16 protein-coding genes and 1 tRNA gene are annotated in these 22,889 nt (G+C 52.6%); 7 read left to right on the top strand and 10 right to left on the bottom strand.

Translation table 11 applies throughout. The features are described from left to right. Nucleotides 1–29 precede the first annotated feature (29 nt). The 3 genes from GGE09_RS11490 to GGE09_RS11500 form a co-directional block, all read right to left on the bottom strand. Nucleotides 30–1,346: an HlyC/CorC family transporter gene (locus GGE09_RS11490; protein ID WP_309746277.1), complete on the bottom strand. Its 1,317-nt coding sequence runs from the start codon at nt 1,344–1,346 to the stop codon at nt 30–32. Between the two features lie 125 nt (nt 1,347–1,471). Further along, complete coding sequence (locus GGE09_RS11495) at nt 1,472–2,392, bottom strand: site-specific tyrosine recombinase XerD (protein WP_309746278.1); 921 nt, start codon at nt 2,390–2,392, stop codon at nt 1,472–1,474. After that, nucleotides 2,392–3,831, bottom strand: a complete 1,440-nt coding sequence (locus GGE09_RS11500; protein WP_309746279.1) for a hypothetical protein — start codon at nt 3,829–3,831, stop codon at nt 2,392–2,394. The genes GGE09_RS11495 and GGE09_RS11500 overlap by 1 nt, the downstream gene beginning before the upstream one ends. Nucleotides 3,832–4,248: 417 nt before the next feature. Here GGE09_RS11500 and GGE09_RS11505 point away from each other — a divergent pair, with 417 nt between their 5' ends. Both GGE09_RS11505 and aroB read left to right on the top strand, forming a co-directional pair. Further along, nucleotides 4,249–4,803 (top strand): shikimate kinase, encoded by a 555-nt coding sequence (locus GGE09_RS11505; protein WP_309746280.1) that lies wholly within the window; start codon nt 4,249–4,251, stop codon nt 4,801–4,803. Next, nucleotides 4,803–5,915, top strand: a complete 1,113-nt coding sequence (aroB, locus tag GGE09_RS11510) for a 3-dehydroquinate synthase (protein WP_309746281.1) — start codon at nt 4,803–4,805, stop codon at nt 5,913–5,915. The genes GGE09_RS11505 and aroB overlap by 1 nt, the downstream gene beginning before the upstream one ends. A gap of 54 nt (nt 5,916–5,969) precedes the next feature. Here the strand turns inward: aroB and GGE09_RS11515 are convergent, their stop codons facing one another. Both GGE09_RS11515 and GGE09_RS11520 read right to left on the bottom strand, forming a co-directional pair. After that, on the bottom strand, nt 5,970–6,860 hold the full coding sequence (locus GGE09_RS11515) for a DMT family transporter (protein WP_309746282.1): 891 nt from the start codon (nt 6,858–6,860) through the stop codon (nt 5,970–5,972). Continuing rightward, nucleotides 6,860–7,822, bottom strand: a complete 963-nt coding sequence (locus GGE09_RS11520; RefSeq protein ID WP_309746283.1) for a radical SAM protein — start codon at nt 7,820–7,822, stop codon at nt 6,860–6,862. Before GGE09_RS11520 ends, GGE09_RS11515 begins: the two co-directional genes overlap by 1 nt. A gap of 141 nt (nt 7,823–7,963) precedes the next feature. Here GGE09_RS11520 and zwf point away from each other — a divergent pair, with 141 nt between their 5' ends. Genes zwf through pgi form a run of 3 tightly spaced genes read left to right on the top strand, consistent with a single transcriptional unit; the run spans nt 7,964 to nt 11,708 of the window. Continuing rightward, the gene (zwf, locus tag GGE09_RS11525; RefSeq protein WP_309746284.1) at nt 7,964–9,418 is read left to right on the top strand and encodes a glucose-6-phosphate dehydrogenase; all 1,455 of its coding nucleotides are present in this window, start codon (nt 7,964–7,966) and stop codon (nt 9,416–9,418) included. Continuing rightward, nucleotides 9,415–10,092: a 6-phosphogluconolactonase gene (gene pgl / locus GGE09_RS11530; RefSeq protein WP_309746285.1), complete on the top strand. Its 678-nt coding sequence runs from the start codon at nt 9,415–9,417 to the stop codon at nt 10,090–10,092. Before zwf ends, pgl begins: the two co-directional genes overlap by 4 nt. Before the next feature lie 11 nt (nt 10,093–10,103). Continuing rightward, on the top strand, nt 10,104–11,708 hold the full coding sequence (gene pgi, locus GGE09_RS11535; protein ID WP_309746286.1) for a glucose-6-phosphate isomerase: 1,605 nt from the start codon (nt 10,104–10,106) through the stop codon (nt 11,706–11,708). A gap of 54 nt (nt 11,709–11,762) precedes the next feature. On the opposite strand, the gene GGE09_RS11540 is transcribed toward pgi, so the two are convergent. Together GGE09_RS11540 and GGE09_RS11545 are read right to left on the bottom strand one after the other, a co-directional pair. After that, nucleotides 11,763–12,290: a fasciclin domain-containing protein gene (locus tag GGE09_RS11540; protein WP_309746534.1), complete on the bottom strand. Its 528-nt coding sequence runs from the start codon at nt 12,288–12,290 to the stop codon at nt 11,763–11,765. 202 nt (nt 12,291–12,492) lie between these two features. Further along, on the bottom strand, nt 12,493–16,437 hold the full coding sequence (locus GGE09_RS11545) for a PEP/pyruvate-binding domain-containing protein (RefSeq protein WP_309746287.1): 3,945 nt from the start codon (nt 16,435–16,437) through the stop codon (nt 12,493–12,495). 368 nt (nt 16,438–16,805) lie between these two features. Between GGE09_RS11545 and GGE09_RS11550 the strand changes: the two genes are divergently transcribed. Together GGE09_RS11550 and GGE09_RS11555 are read left to right on the top strand one after the other, a co-directional pair. Further along, a complete protein-coding gene (locus GGE09_RS11550) occupies nt 16,806–17,672 on the top strand; it encodes a PhnD/SsuA/transferrin family substrate-binding protein (protein ID WP_309746288.1) in 867 nt (288 codons plus the stop codon). After that, nucleotides 17,629–19,668, top strand: a complete 2,040-nt coding sequence (locus tag GGE09_RS11555; RefSeq protein WP_309746289.1) for an ATP-binding protein — start codon at nt 17,629–17,631, stop codon at nt 19,666–19,668. The genes GGE09_RS11550 and GGE09_RS11555 overlap by 44 nt, the downstream gene beginning before the upstream one ends. 150 nt (nt 19,669–19,818) lie before the next feature. On the opposite strand, the gene GGE09_RS11560 is transcribed toward GGE09_RS11555, so the two are convergent. From GGE09_RS11560 to GGE09_RS11570, 3 genes are all read right to left on the bottom strand, one after another. Then, nucleotides 19,819–19,892, bottom strand: a tRNA-Gly gene (locus tag GGE09_RS11560). A 100-nt stretch (nt 19,893–19,992) separates the two neighbouring features. Beyond that, a complete protein-coding gene (locus GGE09_RS11565; RefSeq protein WP_309746290.1) occupies nt 19,993–22,047 on the bottom strand; it encodes an ASKHA domain-containing protein in 2,055 nt (684 codons plus the stop codon). Between the two features lie 123 nt (nt 22,048–22,170). Beyond that, nucleotides 22,171–22,845: a hypothetical protein gene (locus GGE09_RS11570; RefSeq protein ID WP_309746291.1), complete on the bottom strand. Its 675-nt coding sequence runs from the start codon at nt 22,843–22,845 to the stop codon at nt 22,171–22,173. Nucleotides 22,846–22,889: the final 44 nt, after the last annotated feature.

Genomic DNA, 22,889 nt, shown 5'->3' on the forward strand with positions numbered 1-22,889 from the left:
AAATCCTACCCCGGCAGCGGATCACAGCCCTACAAAGGCTTGATCCGCAAGCTGGTGATTTTATTCTGCTCGCGGTCCACCACTTCGAACCGGAACCCGTGAAAGGCAAAAACCTGCCCCACATCGGGGATCATCTGTGCCTCGTGGATCACCAGTCCCGCGATAGTGTTGGCTTCGTCATCGGGCAAAGACCAGTCAAGCGCGCGATTAAGGTCGCGGATGGTCATGGCCCCTTCAATCAAATAGTGGCCCATTGTGTCAATTTCGGGCATGGTCTGGTCGTCAACATCGTGTTCATCCGAAATTTCTCCGATAATTTCTTCGATGATGTCTTCCAGAGTGATCAACCCCTGCAAGGCGCCATATTCATCCACCACAAGGGCAAAATGGGTCTTACGGCGCAGGAATTCCCGCAACTGATCGTCCAGCGTGGTGGTTTCAGGTACAAAATACGGTGTCATCACCACATCCATCACCTTAAACCCGTCCAGATTGCGCATAGACGCCCGACCACCGCGCAAAATCTTGTTCACTGCGCGCAGCAAGTCTTTGGCGTGCAGCACACCAACAATGTTTTCGGGGTCCCCTTGCCAGACAGGCAGGCGCGTGTGTGAAGATGTTAGACATTGGTTGATAATATCTTGCGGGGCGCCAGACCCGTCGATCATCTCCATGTCAGAGCGATGCAACATGATCTCTTCAACCTCGCGGTCTTTCAAATCAAGCGCACCCAGCAACCTGTCACGGTCATCGCGATCTACTGTACCTTCAACGTGGCCAAGGGAAATTGTGCCTGCGATTTCAGCCTGTGCCGCCGCCGCTTCGCTTTCAGCCTCGGCACTGACGCCAAGGGCGCGCAGAATAGCACGCACTATGAATTGCACGGTCATTACAATCGGGGAGAGTGCGGCAACCACCACGGTAATTGGCAGAGCCACGAGAGTGGCGGCTTTTTCGGATTGCAGGATGGCGTAGGTTTTGGGCAGCACCTCGGCAAACACCAGCACCAGAAAGGTCATCACAATCGTAGCAAAGGCCACACCGTTTTCGCCAAACAGTCGCATGAACAAGCTGGTAGCCAAAGAGGCCGCCAGGATATTCACCAGATTATTGCCCAACAGAACCGCGCCGATCAGGCTTTCCGAATTTTCCGTTAACCGCAAAGCACGGCTGGCGCCCGCTGATCCGCGATCCGCCAAAGAGTGCAATTTCCCCCGTGATGCGGCTGTCAGAGCGGTTTCACTGCCTGAAAAGAAAGCAGAAATCAGCAAGAGCGCAATAATTCCGGCGATGGTAGCCCATGCGCTGAAATCAAGTACAACAGTTGCGGTTTGTGCGGTGTCCATCCGGTGTATTCCTCGGTAAAAAAGCAGCTTCGTTATGACTATAGTGCGGTTCGAAATAAACCGGAATCTTTAAGAATTTCAATGTGCCAAAGGGATTTTATCGTCCCTCCGCTGATAATGCAGGGTTAGTCCTTGGCCAGCGGGTGGTGGTCCATCACCAGTTTTTTCAAGTTTTCATCCAGAACATGAGTATAGATTTCCGTTGTGGCTACATCCGCATGGCCGAGCAACATCTGGATCACCCGCAAATCCGCACCGCCTGCCAACAGGTGGGTGGCAAAGGCGTGGCGCAGGGTGTGGGGGGTAACCGTTTCAGGGCTGACACCGCCATTAACGGCAAATTCCTTGACCAGTGTATAAAACCGGATGCGGGTCAGATGGCCCAGTTTCCCGTTCGAGGGAAACAGGAAACGCGATACAGGTTTGCCTTTCACGCGGGCCAGGTCTTCATCCGCATCACGGCGCTTCAGCCAGGCGGCAATGGCGATTTTGGCAGGCGGAGACAGGGGAACCAGCCGTTCCTTATCCCCTTTGCCGCGCACCAGCAACATTTCAGGATTGCCGCGCACTGCTGCGACGGGCAGCGAGACCAGCTCGCTGACCCGCATGCCTGTGGCGTAAAGTAATTGCATCAAGCAGGTGTTGCGCAAGCGGTCCGACGGGGATCGTCCCGTGGTTTGGGCGGCTTCCAGCAGGCGATCCACTTCTGCTTCGGTCAGGGTTTTGGGCAGGTGGCGTTTTTTGCGTGGGCCGCGAATTTGTGTGGCGGGATCATCAATGCGCCAGCCTTCTTCAAAGGCAAAACGGAACAATTGGCGTACGGAAGACAGCCTGCGCGCCCGCGTGGCCTGCGCCATGCCCCGTGTGTCCAGACTGATCAGATAGGCCTCTACATCGGCGCGGGTGGCGGTGGCAAAACTGCTATTGTTATCGTCCAGATGTCCGGCAAATTCCCGCAGGTCGGCGGCATAGGCTTTTAGTGTGTTTTCCGAAGAATCATGCTCTGCGTACATGGCTTCAAGGAAGGTTTCGATCCAGTTTTGCATCAGATCCGATGCGCCCCAGTCATCAAAACCAACAAGGCAATCCGCCGCGCTTCATCCTCCATCCCCGCAATCAACAGGGCCGAGATAGAGGCCTCCACCGCCAGCGGGTCCGCATAGCGCGACACGATCAGATCGGTCAGGGATTTCAAAATGGCCTCGCCGTAGCGGCCCTGACGGGCATCTGTGACGGCGGAAACATCCAGTTGCGTGCCTTCAAAAGCCGCAAGGATCGCAGCCTGAATATCGTTTCTGGCCGCATCTGGCTGCTCCCCTTGGGCCACTGCCTGCATAAACGCTTCATCTGCGTTTTGCGGTGTGTATTCGAACGACAGGTCGCTGTAATCGGATTGCAACAGCCACAGCCGATACCGAACAGAGGCCGCAGCGCTGTTAAGTTCCGTGTCGCGCAAGTCTTCTGCGGCAAGGTCGGATAGAATGAAGGACAATCCAACTTCGTCAAGCGCCTGATAGGCGGTGATCAGGGCGGCTGAAACCTCGTCCGAATCCCCCTCAAAGGCTGCAATCAAATCCTGAACCGCAGAAATCCGCACCCAAATCCCGCCAGAGGCCGCTGGCACGCCGTCTTGGTAAAGGGCAATCAACCGTTTGGGCGGGATTGCACCGGATCGCACCAGTTGTTCTGTGGCAATCACCTGATTGCGCCAGCCCGTCAGATTTTCCAGATCGCCGTGCAAAAAGGCCAAAGGCAGGGCCTGACCATTGCGGGGCAGAGCAAGGGCCTCTCGTAAAGTGAAATCCAATGCGGTCAGAGGGACGGGCGGCGGCGGGGCGTCGTTTTCATCAAAGAGTTCGGGGTCAAGGAAGCGCGCGAGCAAGTCTTCGTCAGCCGCGCTGATCTGTCCGAGCGCCTTGGCTGTGGTCAATGTCAGGGCGGCGGCGGACCAGTCATTGGCCCGCGCTAGACAAAACACCCGCGCCTTTAGATCAGGGGACAGGCTGGGGTTGCGCAGCATGGTTGCACAGGCAGATTGGGCGCGTCCGGCCAATAGCCCCACGTCAAAAGCACGGCGAAACAGTTCGGGGGTGCGGGTGCCAGCGCGATCCAGCAAGGCCTCGGCCTGATCGAGCGCACCAGCGTTTAACAGGTGATCTACCCGTGCCAACAGGACCGCACCCGGTGCCGAATTATGCAGCGGCGCGTCGATTTCCGTCAGCACGATCCGCTGCCACAGGGCGTTAATTTCGGGCAGGGCGGTTTCACGGTAGGGCGCGATAAGGCGTGCAAGTGTGCTGGGATTACTGTCCCCCCAAAAGTTTTTTGGTATTCCGGTTTGTTCAGGGCTTAACACCCCAACCGCATCAGGCTGTGCAATGTCGAGTTGTGTGGTTTTTATCGCCTCGGTGGTGATACCGCTGCCCGATGGTTTCCATGATTTGCTGGATTGTATGACCTTGTGGTGGCCTGTCTGATGGTTCATCGGACGCGCAGGAACAGTAATCGACAGCCAATCAGGCGCCGATCCCTGTCCGGCAACGGACAGAGGCACGCAGGCTAAAAATGCAGCACTAAAAACCTTATGTCGCGTCAAGCGTAACAGGAACTGTGACCTCTGATTGGGGGGCGGAAAGATCGCCCATAAACGAATACCCCAATACCCCCAAAAACGCGAGGATCAGAACTAAAATTAAAAAACGAATGATCCTGCCCATGAAATTTGCCTCTGCCACCTTTTTTCTTGTCGTGTTTCCTGGTGTGTTTCACCAAGAAAGGCCCCAAGTAGGGGTTGTGTGAAGTATAGACAATGTTATCACCCAAATTGGAATTTGATAATGGGGGATCGGCAGGAACTTGCGTATTTGACCTGTCAGCGCCTAAAAACTTGGACGGGGTGGCATTGAGCTATCACTTAAACAAAACCATAGTTCTTGTCGGTTTGATGGGGGCAGGGAAAACTGCGGTTGGTACATTGGTCGCCCAAAAACTGGGCGTGCCTTTTCTGGATTCAGATCATGAAATCGAAAAGGCTGCCAATATGACTGTGGCCGAGATTTTCACCCGCGACGGAGAGCCGTTTTTTCGCGCCAAAGAAAGTCAGGTTTTGCAACGCCTTCTGATAGGCAAGCCATGTATCTTGTCCACAGGTGGCGGGGCCTATATGGCGCCTGAAAACCGCGAAATGATCGCAAAAAGCGGTGTTGCCCTGTGGTTGCGTGCAGATTTTGAGCTGCTTTGGGCGCGGGTCAAGCACAAGGATTCCCGCCCGTTGCTGCGCACGCCAAATCCGCGCCAGACATTGACTGGGCTGTTTGAAAAGCGCACTCCGATTTATGCGCAAGCCGAAATCACAGTAGATAGTTTGGCGGGTCTCTCGCTGGAAGATATGGCCCATAAAGTCATCGAAACCCTGTTGGCTCACCCTGAAAGTGGCGTCACAAAAGGAGCACGGTAATGCGTGAACGAGTATTTGTTGATCTGGGTAAGCGGTCTTACGATATTGAAATCGGTACGGGATTGCTGGCCCAGGCGGGCCAATTCGTCGCCCCCTTTCTGCGCCGCAAAAAAGTTGCGATTGTCACCGATAAAACTGTGGCCGCCAAACACCTGCCAGCCCTTTTGGCCGGATTAAAGGCCGAAGGGATCGAGGCCGTGACTTTGCAATTATCCGCAGGGGAAGGCACAAAATCCTGGGACAATTTGCAAAAAACCGTGGAATGGCTGCTGTCCGAACGGATTGAACGGGATGATATTCTGATTGCCTTTGGCGGTGGTGTGATTGGTGATCTGGCAGGCTTTGCCGCCGCGATCCTGCGCCGTGGCATCCGTTTTGTGCAAATGCCAACGACTTTGCTGTCACAAGTGGACAGCTCGGTTGGTGGGAAGACCGGGATCAATTCGCCCCACGGAAAAAACCTGATCGGCGCGTTTTATCAGCCTCAACTGGTGCTAGCGGATGTGTCTTTGCTGGATACACTTACGCCGCGGGATTATCTGGCGGGCTGCGGTGAAGTGGCCAAGTACGGGCTGCTCGGGGATGCTGCGTTTTGGGAGTGGCTGGAACAAAACGCCGCCGCAGCCGCTGCAGGGGACGTGGAAAAGCGGATTTACGCGGTGAAACGGTCCTGCGAGATGAAAGCCGATATCGTGGCCCGCGACGAGGAAGAACGGGGCGATCGTGCCTTGTTGAACCTTGGCCACACCTTTGGCCACGCGCTGGAAGCGGCCACAGGCTATTCAGACCGGTTGCTGCACGGCGAAGGCGTTTCCATCGGCTGTGCCTTGGCCTTTGAAGTGTCGCAGCGGCTCGGGTTCTGTGCGCAAGAAGCCCCCAGTCGGGTGCGCGACCATTTCAAAGCCATGGGAATGAAATGTGATCTGTCCGAAATTGCGGGAAAGCTGCCGGATGCGGATGGGCTTATCGCACTGATGGGGCAGGATAAAAAGGTCAGCGACGGGGTAATCGGATTTATCATGGCCCGTGGTCTGGGCGATGCGTTTGTGACCCGAGATGTGGATTTGGGCGTGGTGAAATCCGTGCTTGAGGAGGCGCTTGCGGGCCGTTAGGCCTTCGCTTATGAGCCGGCTTCGGGTTTTGGATATTTGAAAAACAAAAAGCTGTTAGGCGTTTCTTAGTTTTTTGGCCTTAATGATTCCCGAGGCAAGCGCGACGCCGCCTGCAACGATTAAAATGCCGAGCCATTTTAGGGGCGTGATCGGTTCGTCCAAAAATATCCAGCCGCCTATGGCAGCAATAACCGGGACCATTGCGGCGGCAGCGGCGGGAATGGCAGAGCCGAGGGTGCGCACGGCGTATAAAAAGGTGAAATTGGCGACAAAGCCGGCCATGAAGCCTTGGAACACTTGCAAGGCTAGGATGTTTTTCGGGATCAGGTGGAGGCTGGTTCCAAAAAGAATCGCCGCAATGATGAAGGCGAGGGCGGACCAGCCCAGAATAACAATTGCGCCGTCGATTGGGCCCATGGCCGAAATATTAAAGCGGACTGTATAAGCCGCCCAGCAGCAGGAACCTGTCAAAAATAGTAAATGCCCACGCCAAGCACCTGAACCGGTGTTTGAAATCGCCTCATATCCGCCAACAGCCAAGGCACCGATCAGGATCAGCAGGATACCAAAATACTGGATGCCAGCATAGGCACGGCCCAGAAAGGCGATTGTCAGGATCGCCACGAAAACAGGCAGCATGGAGGGTGTGAACAGGCCGCCGTCAACGGTTGGCGCAAAGCGAAAGCCAGAGGCCAGAAGCACCGTGAAAAGTGTTCCTCCGCCGCCGCCGATGATCAGGATATCCAACCAATTGGCGGTTTTTGGTTTTAATCCACGTCGCAGGATGAACGGTAGAATCGCAATTGCAGCGGGTACGGATCGCAAAATGCCAATATCAATCGGCGACAGGTGCTGCGTCATCGCAGCCCTTGTGGACACCAGATAACTACCCCACACAAAAACCGTTACCGCCAAGGCGCCCCAAGACAGAAAAGCTTGGCGCATCAGGCAGAACAGGACGCGCCGCCAAGGACGCAAAACTTGGAGCAATGGGGGTGGTTCAGTTTCACGGGGGATTCAGCCTCTGCCAATGTATGTCCGAGGTTGAATTGTGGATCATAGGGCAAAAGAGTACAAGCCAATACGGAAAGCTGTTTGTCCCCTTTATGTTTCACCACCATACGCGATGAGGCACACATCACATCCTTGGGGGATTTGTTTAGTATGCCCCAGCAAGCTGTTGTGATTTCAGGAACTTCTACCGTTTCATCCATTTCGGGAAATAACATGGTATGGGCCGGATGATGGGCATCAATGTCAAACCCGTGGCGCGTGTAAAACGCCTGATACCCAGCGCGGCTTTCTGCGTCTGTGTCGCCCCATACAGTCCGTCCAGCCACATGCATTTTGATACCCGCATCACGCAGCCATTCCATGCCTTGAACTGTCAAATCATAACTGCCTTTACCCCGTTCCAGATCATGGCAGGCCGCAGAGTGGTGATCCACCGATATACGCAGGGTTAGTTTGTCAGGATAGGTTTCATTCAGTTCCAACAGTCCTGCCTGCATCCGTTTGCGCATCATCGGGCGCATGGCGTTGGTCAGGATCAGCACCTCATAGCCCCGTTCCAGACAGGTTCTGGTGATCTCAATCATCTCGGGGTTCATAAACGGTTCGCCACCGGTGAAGGCGATTTCGGTCGTGGGCCAATCCCGCGCAACAATCTGGTCAAGGTAGTCTTCGACCTCGGCGCGGGTGATATAGACCAGCCGATCGTTTGAAGGTGAACTTTCAATATAACAATTCACACATTCGATGTTGCAAAGGGTGCCTGTGTTAAACCACAAGGTGGTCGCCCCCGTCAGCGCAACAGAAGCACGCGGTTCGCCTTTGGCTGTCACGTCAGGATGCTGGAATTTCCCCACAGGACGCGGGTCGGGCAGGGTGAATTTCTGGTCGTTCATTTAATAGCCTGTCATTGCTTGCCTGTTCGCTATCCGATTGTATGCTATTTTTCAAAGGAAAGCTTGTAAATCCCACGCAGTTGTGACTGTATGTGTGACAGTTACGTTATCGCTAACGACAACAAATTCAGAGGCTTGCAGATGGTAGCAAAAACTATTCCAGTGGACCCGTTCGATCTGGTTATTATCGGGGGCACCGGGGATCTGGCGCGGCGTAAAATCCTGCCGGGCCTATTTAGACGCATGTGTGCAGGCCAAATGCCAGATGAGGCGCGGGTGATCGGGGCCTCGCGCAGTGATCTTGATGCAGACGGGTTTCGCGATTTTGTGCGCGAAGCTTTGGAGGAATTTGCCGGCGAAACCCAATGCGGTGACGGGGCGGTGGATCAGTTTTTGGCGAAACTGGATTATGTGTCCCTTGATGTTTTTGGTGATAAAGGCTGGAAAGAGTTGAAGGCCAGTTTGCGCCCGGATGTAATCCGCGCCGTGTATTTTTCGGTTGGGCCGAGCCTGTTCGGGGAAATTGCACGCAAATTATCTGGCCACGGCATTACAGATGAACACAGCCGCATTGTGGTGGAAAAGCCTTTTGGCCATGATCTGGACAGCGCCAAAGTGTTAAACGCGGAATTGCGCGCCTGTTTTGACGAGCACCAGATTTACCGCATCGACCATTATCTTGGCAAAGAAACCGTGCAAAACCTGATGGCGGTGCGTTTTGGGAATGCGCTGTTTGAACCGCTTTGGAATGCCCAGCATGTGGATCATGTGCAAATCACAGTGGCGGAAACTGTCAGTGTGGCGGGGCGGGGCGGCTATTATGATAAATCGGGTGCCATGCGCGATATGGTGCAGAACCACTTGATGCAATTACTGTGTCTTTCAGCAATGGAACCGCCCGCCAAATATGGCGCTGATGCGGTGCGCGATGAAAAGCTGAAGGTTATCAGGGCGTTGGAGCCTGTTTCTCCGGCGGAGGTGGTGCGCGGTCAGTATAATGCAGGCGGCGATGTGGACAGTTATGTGGCCCACTCCGAAGATCCGAATTCCAAAACCGAAAGTTTTATCGCGCTGAAAGTCAAAGTGGCGAACTGGCGATGGGCCAGCACGCCATTTTATCTGCGCACGGGCAAACGTCTGCGCGGGCGGATGTCTGAAATCGCAATTGTGTTCAAAGACCCGCCCCATTCGATTTTTGAAGGCGAATTCAAACGCAAGGGCAACGTCTTGGTGATCCGTTTGCAACCGGATGAGGGCATCACCTTGCGCGTTACCATCAAGGAACCTGGTCCAGGCGGCATGCGCCTGACCGAAGTGCCCTTGGATATGAGCTTTGCTGAAGCTTTGGGCGATCAGGTTTCCTTCATGCCTGATGCTTATGAACGGTTGATTATGGATGTGATCCGCGGCGATCAAACCCTGTTTATGCGCGGAGACGAAGTGGAAGCCGCTTGGGCTTGGGTGGATCCGATTATTCAGGCCTGGCAAGACGCGGGCGATACGCCTGTTGCCTATGATCCGGGGGGCGCGGGACCGGATGACAGCCTGATGCTGCTGCATAAAGACGGCCGTCGCTGGCGCGAGATCAAACCATGAGCGGGTTCATTAAATACGACAGCCGTGCGGAATTATTCAAAGGTCTGGCCTCTGTGGTTGAGGCGCAATTAAGGGCCGCATTGGCGCAAAATGGTCGGGCTACGCTGGCTGTTCCGGGCGGTACAACCCCTGCGCCTTTCTTTGCACACTTGCGCATTGCGGATTTGGACTGGGCCAATGTGACAGTCCTTTTGACGGATGAACGGTTTGTTCCTGAATCGTCAGACAGGTCCAACACCCGTTTGTTGCGGGAAAATCTGTTGCAGGATCAGGCAGCTAAGGCGGTTCTTGTGCCGTTTTACCAACCCGCAGACGCCCCCGAAGACGTGTTGAGCAATTTACAATCCGGTGTGTCTGCCGTTCTGCCACTGGATGTTTGCGTGCTTGGGATGGGGGCAGATATGCACACGGCCAGTATTTTCCCCGAGGCGGATTTACTGGCTGAAGCCTTGGCTGATGATGCGCCTGTTGTGCTGCCGATGCGGGCCCCAAATGCACCGGAACCGCGATTAACCCTAACTGCGCCAGTTTTGCGCGGGGCAGGACATGTTCATATTTTGATTGCAGGCACTGAAAAACAAGCAGCTTTTGAACAGGCGCGGGCGGCTGGAACCACGCTTGAGGCCCCGATCAAGATCGTACAGGAACAGGCCCAAACACATTACGCGGATTAGAGGATATTTTTATGGATATTTGGCAGCAGCTATCTGATTTATTTGACAACACCAGCTCTCGTTCCATTCTGGAACTGTTCGATGATCCAACGCGGTTTAAGGATTTCTCTGCTCAATGCGGGGATTTATTGCTGGATTATTCCAAGACAAATATAGACGCGGATGCCAAAGCGGCACTTCTGATGCTTGCCAAAAACAGCGAAGTTGCAGGGAAACGCGACGCGATGTTTGCTGGGGTGCCAATTAACCAAACCGAAGACCGTGCTGTGTTGCATACTGCCTTGCGCAATCTGTCTGGGCGGCCTGTCACAGTCAACGGCGTGGATGTGATGCCCGAGGTTTTGGCAACGCTTGAAGCGATGAAAACCTTTGCGGCGCGGTTGCGCAGTGGTGACATTGCGGCGGCAAACGGGAAAGCGTTTACGGATGTTGTGAATATCGGCATCGGCGGGTCAGATTTGGGGCCAGTCATGGCCAATATCGCGCTGTCTCCTTACAGTGACGGGCCGAATGTTCATTTCGTTTCAAATGTGGACGGGGCCGATATTAGCGATACTTTGCAAGGGCTTGACCCTGCGACGACATTGCTGATCGTGGCGTCAAAGACCTTTACCACCATTGAAACCATGACCAACGCGCAGACGGGGAAGGACTGGCTGCTGCAACAGGTGCCTGAGGATAAAATCGGGCACCATCTGGCGGCTTTGTCTACGTCACTGGAAAAAACCGCTGAATTTGGCATTGCTGCGGATCGGGTCTTTGGGTTCGAGGATTGGGTCGGTGGGCGCTATTCGGTCTGGGGGCCGATTGGGTTGTCCTTGATGCTCGCCATCGGACCAGAGGATTTTCAGGCTTTCCTGCGCGGCGCAGAGGAGATGGACACCCATTTCCGAGAGGCCCCTATGGCGGAAAATCTGCCGGTCATGCTGGCGCTTGTGGGGATTTGGCACAACAATATTTGCGGCTATAACACCCGCGCCGTTCTGCCCTACGATCAACGTCTGCTGCGGCTTCCTGCATATTTGCAGCAGCTTGATATGGAAAGTAATGGCAAAGGTGTTGCCATGAATGGTCAGACTTTGACGCGCCAGTCTGGGCCGATTGTCTGGGGAGAACCTGGCACCAATGGCCAGCACGCGTTTTACCAACTGATCCACCAAGGCACCCGCGTTGTCCCATGCGAATTTCTGGTTGCGCGTCGGGGGCATGAAATCCAACTGGCCCACCAACACCGCCTGTTACTGGCAAATTGTCTGGCCCAATCCGAGGCTTTGATGATCGGGCGCGATATGGACACAGCCCGCGCGATGATGGCAGAAACCGGCCTCACGGGGGCCGAACTGGAAAAACAGGCGGGCCACCGCGTGTTTCCGGGCAATCGGCCCAGCGTAACCATGATGTATGACTGCCTTGACCCGCGCACATTGGGCAAAATCATCGCTCTTTATGAACATCGTGTCTTTGTTGAAGGGGTGATTTGGGGCATCAACAGCTTTGATCAATGGGGGGTGGAACTGGGCAAGGTTCTGGCCAACCAGATGTTGCCGTTGATTGAAGGGAGCGAGGTGTCTGAGGGCAAAGACGGGTCTACCCGTGGATTACTTGCCACGTTATAAAAGAAAAACCCCGACTGACGCCAGCCGGGGTTCATGTTTAACGTTAAAGGCCGTTTATTTTGGCAGTAGAACGCCATTGATCACATGGATCACACCGTTGGATTGCATCACATCTGCGGTTGTGATTTTCCAAGCATTGCCACTTTCATCAAAGACGAATACCTGACCGCTTGGGGTGGTTTTTGCAGACAAGGCATCACCTGAAACGGCGTTAAAGTTGTAAAAACCGTCTTTGCTTTTCTTGGTTTGCGCAACGATATCCGCCGAAGTCCACTTGCCCGCAACCACATGGGCGGTCAGAACTTTAACCAAAGTGTCTTTGTTTTCAGGTTTCAGCAGTGTTTCAACTGTGCCTTCTGGCAATGCATCAAAAGCTGCGTTTGTGGGGGCAAATACGGTGAAGGGGCCTTCGCTGGCCAAAGTATCCACCAAACCCGCTGCTTTCACGGCTGCAACCAAAGTTGTGTGATCCGCCGAGTTTACAGCGTTTTCAACAATGTTCTTGCTCGCAAACATTTCCGCACCACCCACCATCGGGTTGGCCATGGAATGACTTTCTGCAAAAGCGGCGCTGCCTGCCATTATGCCTGCGACGACTGTGCTGATCAGAATATGTTTCACGATAAATTCTCCCTTGGGTTAAGCGCCCTTTTTGACGCGATGTACCAAGGGATACGGCGCGGGCGGGGAATTGGATTGCCAACCTGTGGTCACATGTTTGTGGCTTGACGAAGGTTGCACGCGGGCTATTTCCGCGCGGTTGTCATTCATCACCCGGCTTTAGTTATCCTGTACGGTCCAGCACCGGTGCCACAGGTGGCCGCACAGAAATGCTGCCATTGGGGTGTACTTTGACCTTTTGACCACTGTGCAGCGCGGTTATCCCCTTGCATGCCACCAGCATCAACAGGTTATGTTCGCGCGCCACGATGGACATATGGCTCAGCCAGCCGCCAACCTCTGACAGTACGGCGCCAGACCGTTGCACAAAAGGCAACCAAGCCGGATTCACCATGTGGCACACTAAAATATCACCGGTTTCAAATCCGTTAAAGGCTGTTTGCAAATCATCTGTATCCTCATCCACAACAAAGACACGCGCAGTCACCGCAGCAGCGCCAGACACGCAGGTGCCCTGAAATTCACCTGCATTCACAGCCCTTTCCATCAAGTTTGGTGCGCTTAGGATTTCACAATCCAACAGCGTTAGTTCAGACGCTTTTGGCCCAGTGCCATTTAGGATTGCGGCGCGGTTCTTTCGTTCCATTGCAAGGGCTTGCAAGTTTTCAGTGTTTTCAACCGTTAGGGAAATGATTTCATCGAGCGTCAACTGAAAAACCAGATCATTTAACCCTGTAATCTTGCCAATTGCCACCAAAACGCGGCGGATCAGGTAGACCAGCCAAAGGGATTCATGTTTGGCCTGTTCTTTTAAGTCTTGTAAAGCCAAAGCCAAAGAAACCGGATCATCCGCGTTCCCGAACCCTGCCTTTGTTTGCGGAACTGTCAGGGATTGCAATAGGGGCCAAAGCAGATCAGGTGTTTCGCAATAACGCGGCATGGACAATTCATAGTCGAACATTGCCCGATGCCCCAATTCCCGCAAAGCAGCCTTTTTACGCGCCTTTAGCGGTAGGCCTGCACCAGCGCGTAGGATTCCCATTGGCGAGTGGGTCAATTCGCTGTTGCGCAAACGATGCAGTGCTTCGGGGTGGGTAGAAACATAGGTCTGCGCCTCGGCCATGGTAAAGCCTGCAAGAATGTTAATCCGCTCCGCCTCGACATAATACTCCAACGTTAATTTGCGGCGAAACAGCGACAGGCAGGGCTTCAACGCATCGAGCGGCATCTGGCGGAATTTTGTGGCTTTCCACGGGGCTAAAAACTCGGCCAATTCAGGCATGATCTGTTCGCGAAACCGCGCTGGGGCCTCACAAGCCAACCGATGTAAGGTGCGGGCTTTCCCGGCACTTAGCTGCAACGCCATGTCATCTTTCATGGGCCGATCCACATAGGTTTTGCCAAACAGCGTGTAGAGATGGCCGGACTTTCCCTCTGGCACATTATAGGCCACGCCCAGATCGCGGCACGCCAGATCGAGACTGCCCCCGGGTGCCCACATTTGCCCCATCAACGAAAACGCTGCTGGGGTAGGGCGAGGCAGAACTTCGGACATTTCATCCTGTTCCAAGATCACGCCGTCGGGATGGGCGGCACCAAACACATCAAAAACACGCTCCCATTCCGCCAGTCGCGCCTGCGCCGCATCATCGCCAAGGTTTATCGTAGTGATGTCGCGGCTTTGCAGAATATAAAAACGTCCGTTTTTATAGGCCCATTCGATGTCTTGTGGACGGTTGAACAAGGCTTCAATCCTGTCGCCCAATTTAATCAAATACGACAGATCAAAAGGCGGTTTTTCAGTGCCGACAGGCTTTTTTGTATACCGCCCGAAGCGCAGGCATTGTGGTGTTACGCGACCCGACACCAGATCATCCCCTGTGCCTTTGGCCAGTTCAATCATCATCAACCCCGGGGCAGTGGAATCCTGCGTAAACATCACTCCCGCATAATCAGCATCCACCATAACCTGCACCAGAATATTGCCGTCGTGATCCGTTTCAGCGTCCGAGTAGCTGCCCGCACGGGCCGCGCTGAATGAATTATGAACCGCCTCAAGCGCGGCTGTTAGACCGTTGCGATCGACGTGCAGCACACTGTCGAACACACCGGCAAAGCTCTTGTCAGCGCCATCCTCGGCTGCGGCGGAACTGCGCACGGCGCAGGGTGTTTTTCCAATCATCCGCCAGATACGCGCAGCGAATTTGTCTTTTTGGCTGGGGGAAAGACCGTCAAATTGGGCAATCACTGCTGTGTTTAGCACAACTCCTTGGGGAACTGGCAGCCCTGCGTTTTTAAGAACCGAAAGGCGGTAAGATTTGTTCCCTGCTTCGGTCAGCGCGTGGGAATAAGCCAGAGGGATAACCCCATGATACAGACGCCGCACCATTGTGTTTCGCAGTATTTGACGCAAGGATTTCGCCCAATGCGCAAGGTCACCCGTCACATAAGCCCGTTGCACCAGCAACAGCGCCAAGGCGATTGTCAGATAGAGGTTCCCTAAGAAACTGATCCCCACAACCATGGCAAACAGCAACGGAACGCCAAAGGCCCACCACATGATGGCCTGTGTTCGGGTCTTGGCGACAGCCCAGTTCAAATACAGCCCCGCCAGCCCCGAAAATAGCATAGGCATCAGGTAATACGGGTCGGCGTCACCCATTGATTGAACCCAGCCCAGCGGCTGCCCGATACGCATTCCAGCCTCTTGCGTGGCGCTGAGTCCCAGCATCATGAGCGGCAAAAACAACAAGGCGGTCATGTTCCGCATCGGGGTCAAGCCGTGTTCTGAATAGTACTGCCGGATCGCCCGTGCTTTGCGTGTTGGATCCTGAGCAAGGCGGGTTTTAATCTCGGCCAATGCGGGCGCATTTTCCCGTGTAACCATCTGATCCCGTTCTGATTTCAGGGCAATCGGCAGGATCAGAATGCGGGATACAATAGCTAGAGCAACGACAGCCCCCACAACACCAATAAACTGGGACATTTGCACCATAGCCCCCGCTAACCAGTGAATGGTTTCCCGCCAAAGGGTTGTGTTTTGTTGCGCCAGCCAAGCCTCCACATGCGGCTTGGGCTTTGGGGGCACAAAATAATCCCAAGGGGTGGTATAGCGCCCCTGAAAGTCGATCCCTTTCTGTGTTAATTCCAGCCCGAGAACCTGGGCCATAAAGCAACTGCGGCGATCATAACACGCGGCCACCGTTGGCTTTTTCTCCAACGCGGCAATCTGCGATTGTAAGGCTTTGGTGGTAAGTGAACGCACCGGAATGTTTATGGCATCTGGCAAATGACCGGCCGCGAAATCTTTGGGATAGCGTGTGTCCACGATCTGCACATCGCCTGCGGTCATCAATGCCGAAAAATCTGGACTATCAATTAATTTTTCCTTGTTTGGATAGACGGGCAGGGCGCGCAAGTCAGACAAGCTGGTAACTTTGGCATCACTAAAGCTGCGGCCTTCAACAATCCATTTTTCAATCCCACCCGCGACGAATTTACAATCGACACCACGGGCGGCGAGGTCCGCGCAGGTTTCAGAACTGCGGTTTCCATTGTGGCAAAACAGGATCGCCTGTTTGCCCTTAAGGTCGTTAGATTCGGTCATAAAATCTGGAAATCTAACGTGGCGGGCACCCGGAAGGCTGCCCATGGCGTGCTCTCCGGTTTCGCGGACATCAAACAGCATCGGGCGGCTGGATTGGGGGCCATCCAACAGGGCCTGAACCTCATCAGTTGTGATCGCAAGCGGGCTATCCTCTTGTGATGAAAAGCTGGTTTCTTTGAGCGTTTCATCCTTGATTTGTGTGCCTTTAAACTGCGCTGGTCGCACCAACGTCGCCTGCATCCGCGCCAGTGATGCCGCCTTTGCCGCCCTATATTGCCAAAGGTTGACCGCCCCCAACCCGACAATCAATGCCAGCCCAAAGAGAACCAACCGCAACGGAACGCGGCCGGAATTAGGGGAGATTTCTATCCCGAATTTGCGGGCTAGAAGCGCAGTTACGCCAGAAATAAGGGCAAACCCAACCGCCAAAACCTGCGACAGTGAAGAAACCGAACCGATTACCAATTCAGGTGAAGGAATAGCGGCAACAGGAGAGGCCATGATAGACAACACAGCCAAAGAAACCGTTAACAGGTAAAAACCATGACCTGAAAAAACCCGAAAAAACTTACAAATGCCGCACATGCTGTGCCTCGTTTCTTGTCACAAAATTTAAATAAACTTGTAACAATTGACGGGGTATGCAGTTAAATTACTGTTAAGTATAAGTTAATCACCCACTGTATGTTGATGTTCGACTACAATATTGGGGTTGATTTTCTGGTGTTTGAAAATTGTAACTAAAATTCAAATTGATTTGGAAACAATCAACCGAGTCCCCTTAACGCTTTCTTCAATCACGTCCTTTAATTGATAAGCCAAGCCCCCGAAAACGGCACAGCGCCTTATCAAAGAAGAGTGATGTTTAAATGAATGGTTCCGGTTTTGCTTTCAAAGCGTCTTTCAAGGCGCTGCTATGTGCCTTGTCACTACAGCTTATTATTGCCAAATCTGCTACCGCGGATGTCGCAATTACCTTTGGCACCTACGCGGCAGATAAACCCACCGCCGTTGTGCGCCAGTTCAAACCTTTCTTAAAGTTTCTGGAACAAGCCTTACAAGAAAGCCTGGGTGAACCTGTCAAAATCAAAATGAAAGTAACGAAGGAATATCAAGACAGCATTGATCAACTGGTTGATGGCGAAGTGGATTTTTCGCGTTTTGGTCCAGCTTCTTACGTAACTGCAAAGGCCAGAAATCCAAAGATCAACATCATCGCAATCGAAAGCGTTAAGGGTAAAAAGACCTTTAAAGGTGTGATTGCAGTGCGCACAGATTCTGACATTCAGACGTTGGCAGATCTTAAAAACAACAGCTTTGCTTTTGGTGACGAACTTTCCACAATCGGACGCTACCTTGCACAAAGTGAATTGCTAGAGGCTGGAATTTCCGCGGATGAGCTCAGCATGTTTGAATATCTCGGGCGTCATGATCTTGTGGGATCGGCCGTCGGGAACGGCAGTTTCACAGCTGGTGCGCTGAAGGAAAGCACTTTTAAAAAGCTGGTGGAAAAGGGCGTTCCAATTAGAGCTCTCGCAACATTTGACAACGTTACCAAACCCTGGATCGCAAGTTCCAAAATGTCGCCACGTGTTTTCGAAGCGATGAAAACCATTCTATTGGATCCAACGAACCTTGAACTGATGAAGTCTGTATCAAAGAACGGCATGCTCGAAGGAAATGATGCCGATTATGATCCAATCAGAAATGCAATGGATCAAAGCACCAGTTTCTAAAGGGACACTGATCATCAACGCCATGAATAAATTTGATATTAAGACACAATTTCTGGCGTTGATGTTCGTTGGCGCAATTCTTGTTACCTATTTAATCGGAAGTTATGAGCGCTCAAACGAAACTGCCCGAATGAACGAAACGATTACTGCGGATGCGGACGCAACGGTTTCTCTTTTGGGTAATCTGATGCTGGAATCCATCATTACGGAAGACGGTCCGGTTCTTGAAACTGCGGTGAACCAAGCGCTTGTTAGCAAGCCAAAGTTGCAGTCCGTAATCATTTACAATGTAGATGGCGTTGTTTTGGCGCGTGCAGAAAAGGACCGCTTGGTGGCAACCAACGACACATTGGTTTTTGATCGCGATATTCTGTTCGAGGATGAACCTTTTGGCCGCATGAAGGTGATCTGGTCAACCGCCGCAGATAAAGCGCTTATCAGCAAAAACGTTCGTGCCGTCGGAATTACTATTTTTGTCGCGGTCACGGCACTCTCATTTTTTTACATTGCTCTAACGCATTTTTTGGCTATGCGTCCACTGGCCAACATTCACCATAGAATGAGTAGTGTTATGCTTGGCGAGAAACATGAGCGCCGGAAGTTAGACAGTTTCGTTTCGCGAGAGTTTCGTGCACTTGATGCATCGGTGTCGGTATTACATGACACCTTTATGGAGCGGGATCAGAGGGAAAAAGAACTGCTATTGGCCAAGGAATCCGCCGATCAAGCAAGTAAGATAAAGTCGGAATTTCTCGCCAATATGAGCCACGAAATCAGAACCCCCATGAATGGTGTCATTGGTATGAGTGAGTTGCTCCTTGAAACCGAATTGGATGACGACCAACGGCTTTATGCGAGTACTATCTCCAACTCAGGAACCGCACTTTTAACAATTATTAATGACATCCTAGATTTTTCAAAAATCGAGGCTGGCAAAATGCAATTAGAACCAGAATCTTTTGATTTACAGAGCGCTTTTGAGGATGTGGTCACCCTTTTGTCCGTAAAAGCGACGCAAAAATCTGTTGATGTGTCTTTGCACTACGCGGCTGAATTACCGCGCAACTTAATTGGTGATGTAGGGCGAATCCGACAGATCATTACAAACATTGCAGGCAATGCTGTAAAATTCACCTTGGAAGGTCACGTCACACTGGATGTAACAGGTGACGTTGTCGGTGACATTTGCCAGCTTTCAATAAAAATTCGGGATACAGGTATCGGCATTCCGAAAGAAATGCTGTGCAGAATTTTCAACGAATTTGAGCAGGTGGACGGGACAACGAACCGAAAATTTGAAGGAACCGGTTTAGGGTTGGCTATTTCCACCCGTCTGGTTGATCTTATGAATGGAAAAATTTTCGCACATTCTGAAATCGGAGAAGGGTCCGTTTTCACTATCAATCTGAATCTACCTGTTGACGAGCAAATCTCCCGAAATAGTAAAATTCCTATGTCCGACTTGCGAAATCAAGAGGAAACTCCCCCAAGAATTGTGCGGAACTCTCTCCCGAAAGATCAAAATCAACGCCTGCACCAATCGCCTCCTCTTCATCGTGTAAAAGATCAACGGATAGGTTCTGGAACGGTTGCTTTGAACAAAACTACTGGGCCGACTGTTCTTGTCGCTGAAGACAATAAAACCAACAGGCTTGTGGTTCAAACAATGTTGAAAACTGCACCGGTTCGGCTGGTTTTCGCGATAAATGGCTTGGAAGCTTTAGAAAAATTTGAAAGTGATCCTCCTGATTTGATTTTTATGGATATGTCGATGCCGGAAATGGATGGTATTGAAGCCACTATTAAAATTCGTGAAATTGAAGCACGAAGCTGCGCTCTGCGTTGTCCGATTGTGGCATTAACGGCAAACGCAATGGCGCAAGATCGGGAACGATGTGAAGAGGCTGGAATGGATGATTTTCTAGCGAAACCAATTAAGAAAGCTCAATTATTGGAAGCTTTGGCAAAATGGGTTCGGATTCCCGAATCCGTCTAAATTTCTTCACCCTGGTATATGGGAGGTTTGATAGATCCCTTTCGATTGGAAATCTGCTGAAAGTTATTTAAAAAAATTAATGACCAAATGGAATTTGATTTAGTTCACCAGCCATCACGCGGTTCCGTGAAAAATAAAGTGGGGAAAACTTGGAGCGGGTAACGAGAATCGAACTCGTAACTAAAGCTTGGGAAGCTGCCGTGATACCTTTTCACCATACCCGCTCTGCTGTGCGGCGGTTTAGCCGCTTTGCTGTTTAGGGTCAATTGCGTAATGGGAGCTACGCAACCGAATCTTTATCTTACCTGCACCTTTATACTGAACTTATCCACGCCGCCGTCTTCTGCGGCCGCCACCCGATCGACCATCGTCATCGCTGCCAGTGTTGAAATTCACATTCGGAATAGTGACGTGGGTTTCGAGGATCGGAAATTTCTCAACACTATTAGGAATTGCGCTGGCATTTACAAAATGTTCCTGAAAACGGGGCTCGATGGCTGTTTCGATCTTGTGGATGTCTTTCACGGTTTTTTCAATCTCGCGCCGCGATGATGTGTTCAACAAGGCGATGCGTGCACCAGTGCCAGCGGCGTTGCCTGCACTTGTGACTTTTTCAAGCGGGCAATCTGGGATCATCCCCAAAACCATGGCGTGTTTGGGGGAAATATGTGCCCCGAATGCACCCGCCAAAACGATACGGTCGACCGTATCTACACCAAATTTATCCATCAGCAACCTCGCACCAGAATAAAGTGCGGCCTTTGCCATCTGGATTTCACGGATATCGCGGTTTGTGACGGTGATCCGTGGCCCGCCTTTTTCAGTTCCGTCCCAGACCAGATATGAATGGGTGCGGCCATCCAAAAAACAGCGTTCTGTGCCGGTTTGGGTGGGGGATCCGATCAGGCCTGGGCCATCGACGATTCCGGCGAGGCGCATTTCGGCAACCATCTCGATGATGCCAGAACCGCAAATTCCTGTGATTCCTGATGACAGAATGCTTTCTTCGAACCCGTCTTCGTCCGACCAAAGATCAGAGCCGATGACACGGAAACGGGGTTCCTTGGTGATCGGGTCGATCATCACCCGCTCAATTGCACCTGGTGCCGCGCGCTGCCCTGAGGAAATCTGCGCACCTTCAAAAGCAGGCCCAGTTGGTGATGAACAGGCAAGAACCTTATCCTTGTTGCCCAAAAGGATTTCTGCATTTGTGCCAACGTCTACTACCAAAACCAAATCTTCCGATTTATCCGGAGCTTCGGACAAGGCGACCGCGGCGGCATCGGCGCCGACGTGACCCGCAATACATGGCAGCAGATAAACCCGCGCGGCGGGATGCAAGTTCAGGCCCAGTTCAAGGCCCCGAATGGAAATACTATCCGATGTGGCCAGCGCGAATGGCGCTTGACCCAATTCAAACGGATCAATGCCCAGAAAAAGGTGGTGCATCACAGGGTTGCAGACGAACACCGCATCCACAATCAAATTGCGATCAATTTCCGCTTCATTGGCGATATTTACGAACAGCGCATTCATACCGTCGCGCACGGCGCGGGTCATTTCCTCGGCACCGTTTTTGTTCATCATGGAATAGCTCACGCGGCTCATCAGGTCTTCGCCAAAGCGGATTTGCGGATTCATAATGCCGCTAGAGGCCACGACCTCGCCCGATTGCAAATCACATAGGTGACCCGCAATGGTGGTTGATCCAAGATCGACGGCAAGCCCGTAAATCGTGCCTTCATAGAACCCGGGCCAGATGTGCATGATGCGCGGGCTGAACATATCATCCCCCAGATGCACAGCGCAGGTGACCTTCCAGCCGCCTTTGCGAAGGATCGGTTGCATGGTTTGAAGGATGCCCAAATCCGCCTCCAGATGGGGCAATTCCCATTGATCGCGCAGGGCTTTAACCAGTCGCTCCAAGTCACCGGTCGGGTCGTGCATGTCGGGTTCCTGAATCTCGACGTAATACAGTTTGGTGGAGGGATCCATCACGATGTCCCGCGCCTCGGCCCGTTTGCGCACCACTTGTTTGTGGACCTGGCTTTCGGGGGGGACGTCGATCACCACATCGCCTTGAACCTGTGCCTGACAGCCCAGTCGCCGCCCGTCAATCATGCCCCGTTTGGATTTATAGCGTTCCTCGACCGAATTCCATTCGCTTAAGGCGTCATCCGCCACAGTGACGCCGTGTTTGGAAAATTCGCCGTAGGAGGGCTGAATCTGGCATTTCGAACAAATCCCGCGCCCGCCGCAGACACTGTCCAGATCAACCCCCAACTGGCGTGCAGCCGTTAGGATCGGTGTGCCCACCGCAAAATGCCCCCGTTTGCCGGAGGGGGTAAAAATCACCAAAGGATCGTTAGAAGCGCTCATATCACCTGGCCTGTTCGTCGTCTGATTAACCGTTCAAGCGACAATAGGGGCGTTGGTGGAAATGGAAAGCCAAGGCGCGTCAGTTTTGGGCGAATTGCGGCAGATTGGGGCGATTTTTCTGCGTCAGAACAGGGTGATACCCATGAAGTAGAAAAAGGCCGGTACGGGCGCCACCGCTAGGGCGAGCGTTAGCAGCGCCCAAGTGGGGCGGAACAGGCGGGTTAGTCCTGCGGAAAAACAAATGCCACCCCCACCGCCCAGAAGCATATTGCCGGGAATATTGATAAGCACAGCCAGAAACACATAACGCCAGTTTACGAACAGCGGACCTAGGAAGCTGGGCAAGCGGGATTTCATCAGGCTGGCACGTTGTTCCAAGGTCAGGGGTTGGATTTCTGACACCATTTTTGCGGCGCGTTTTAGACCCACGTCGGCCAGAAATTTGGATAGAACCGAATAGGGCAGATAATGCCCCACCAGAAAAGCAAGCGCGAGGCCTATGACCGTAAACAAAAACACAAATGGTGCGATTTTCGCACCTTGCATGGCCATCAGGGCAAAACCGATTTCCACTCCGGGTACAAAAGGACACGCGATAACAAGAGAATAGGTCAGAAGAATTAACAGGATCATCCCGCTGAACATAAAACTGGTGCCGCCGTCCCCAACCTGTTTGACCTGCGCTGTCAGCCAGTTCAGCCCTAGGTGAATCCCCCAAGCCAGAGCAAGGATCAGCGCAAGCCGCAGCAGTAACTTTGCAATGCGCGTAACGCGAGCGGGTTTGACAGGGCTGGTCAAGAGCAGAGAATTTCCTTTTGGTACCGAATAAATAAGCGGAATCC

The organism is Roseobacter sp. N2S, assembly GCF_031454055.1.
In the GTDB taxonomy this organism is placed as follows: Bacteria; Pseudomonadota; Alphaproteobacteria; order Rhodobacterales; family Rhodobacteraceae; genus Amylibacter.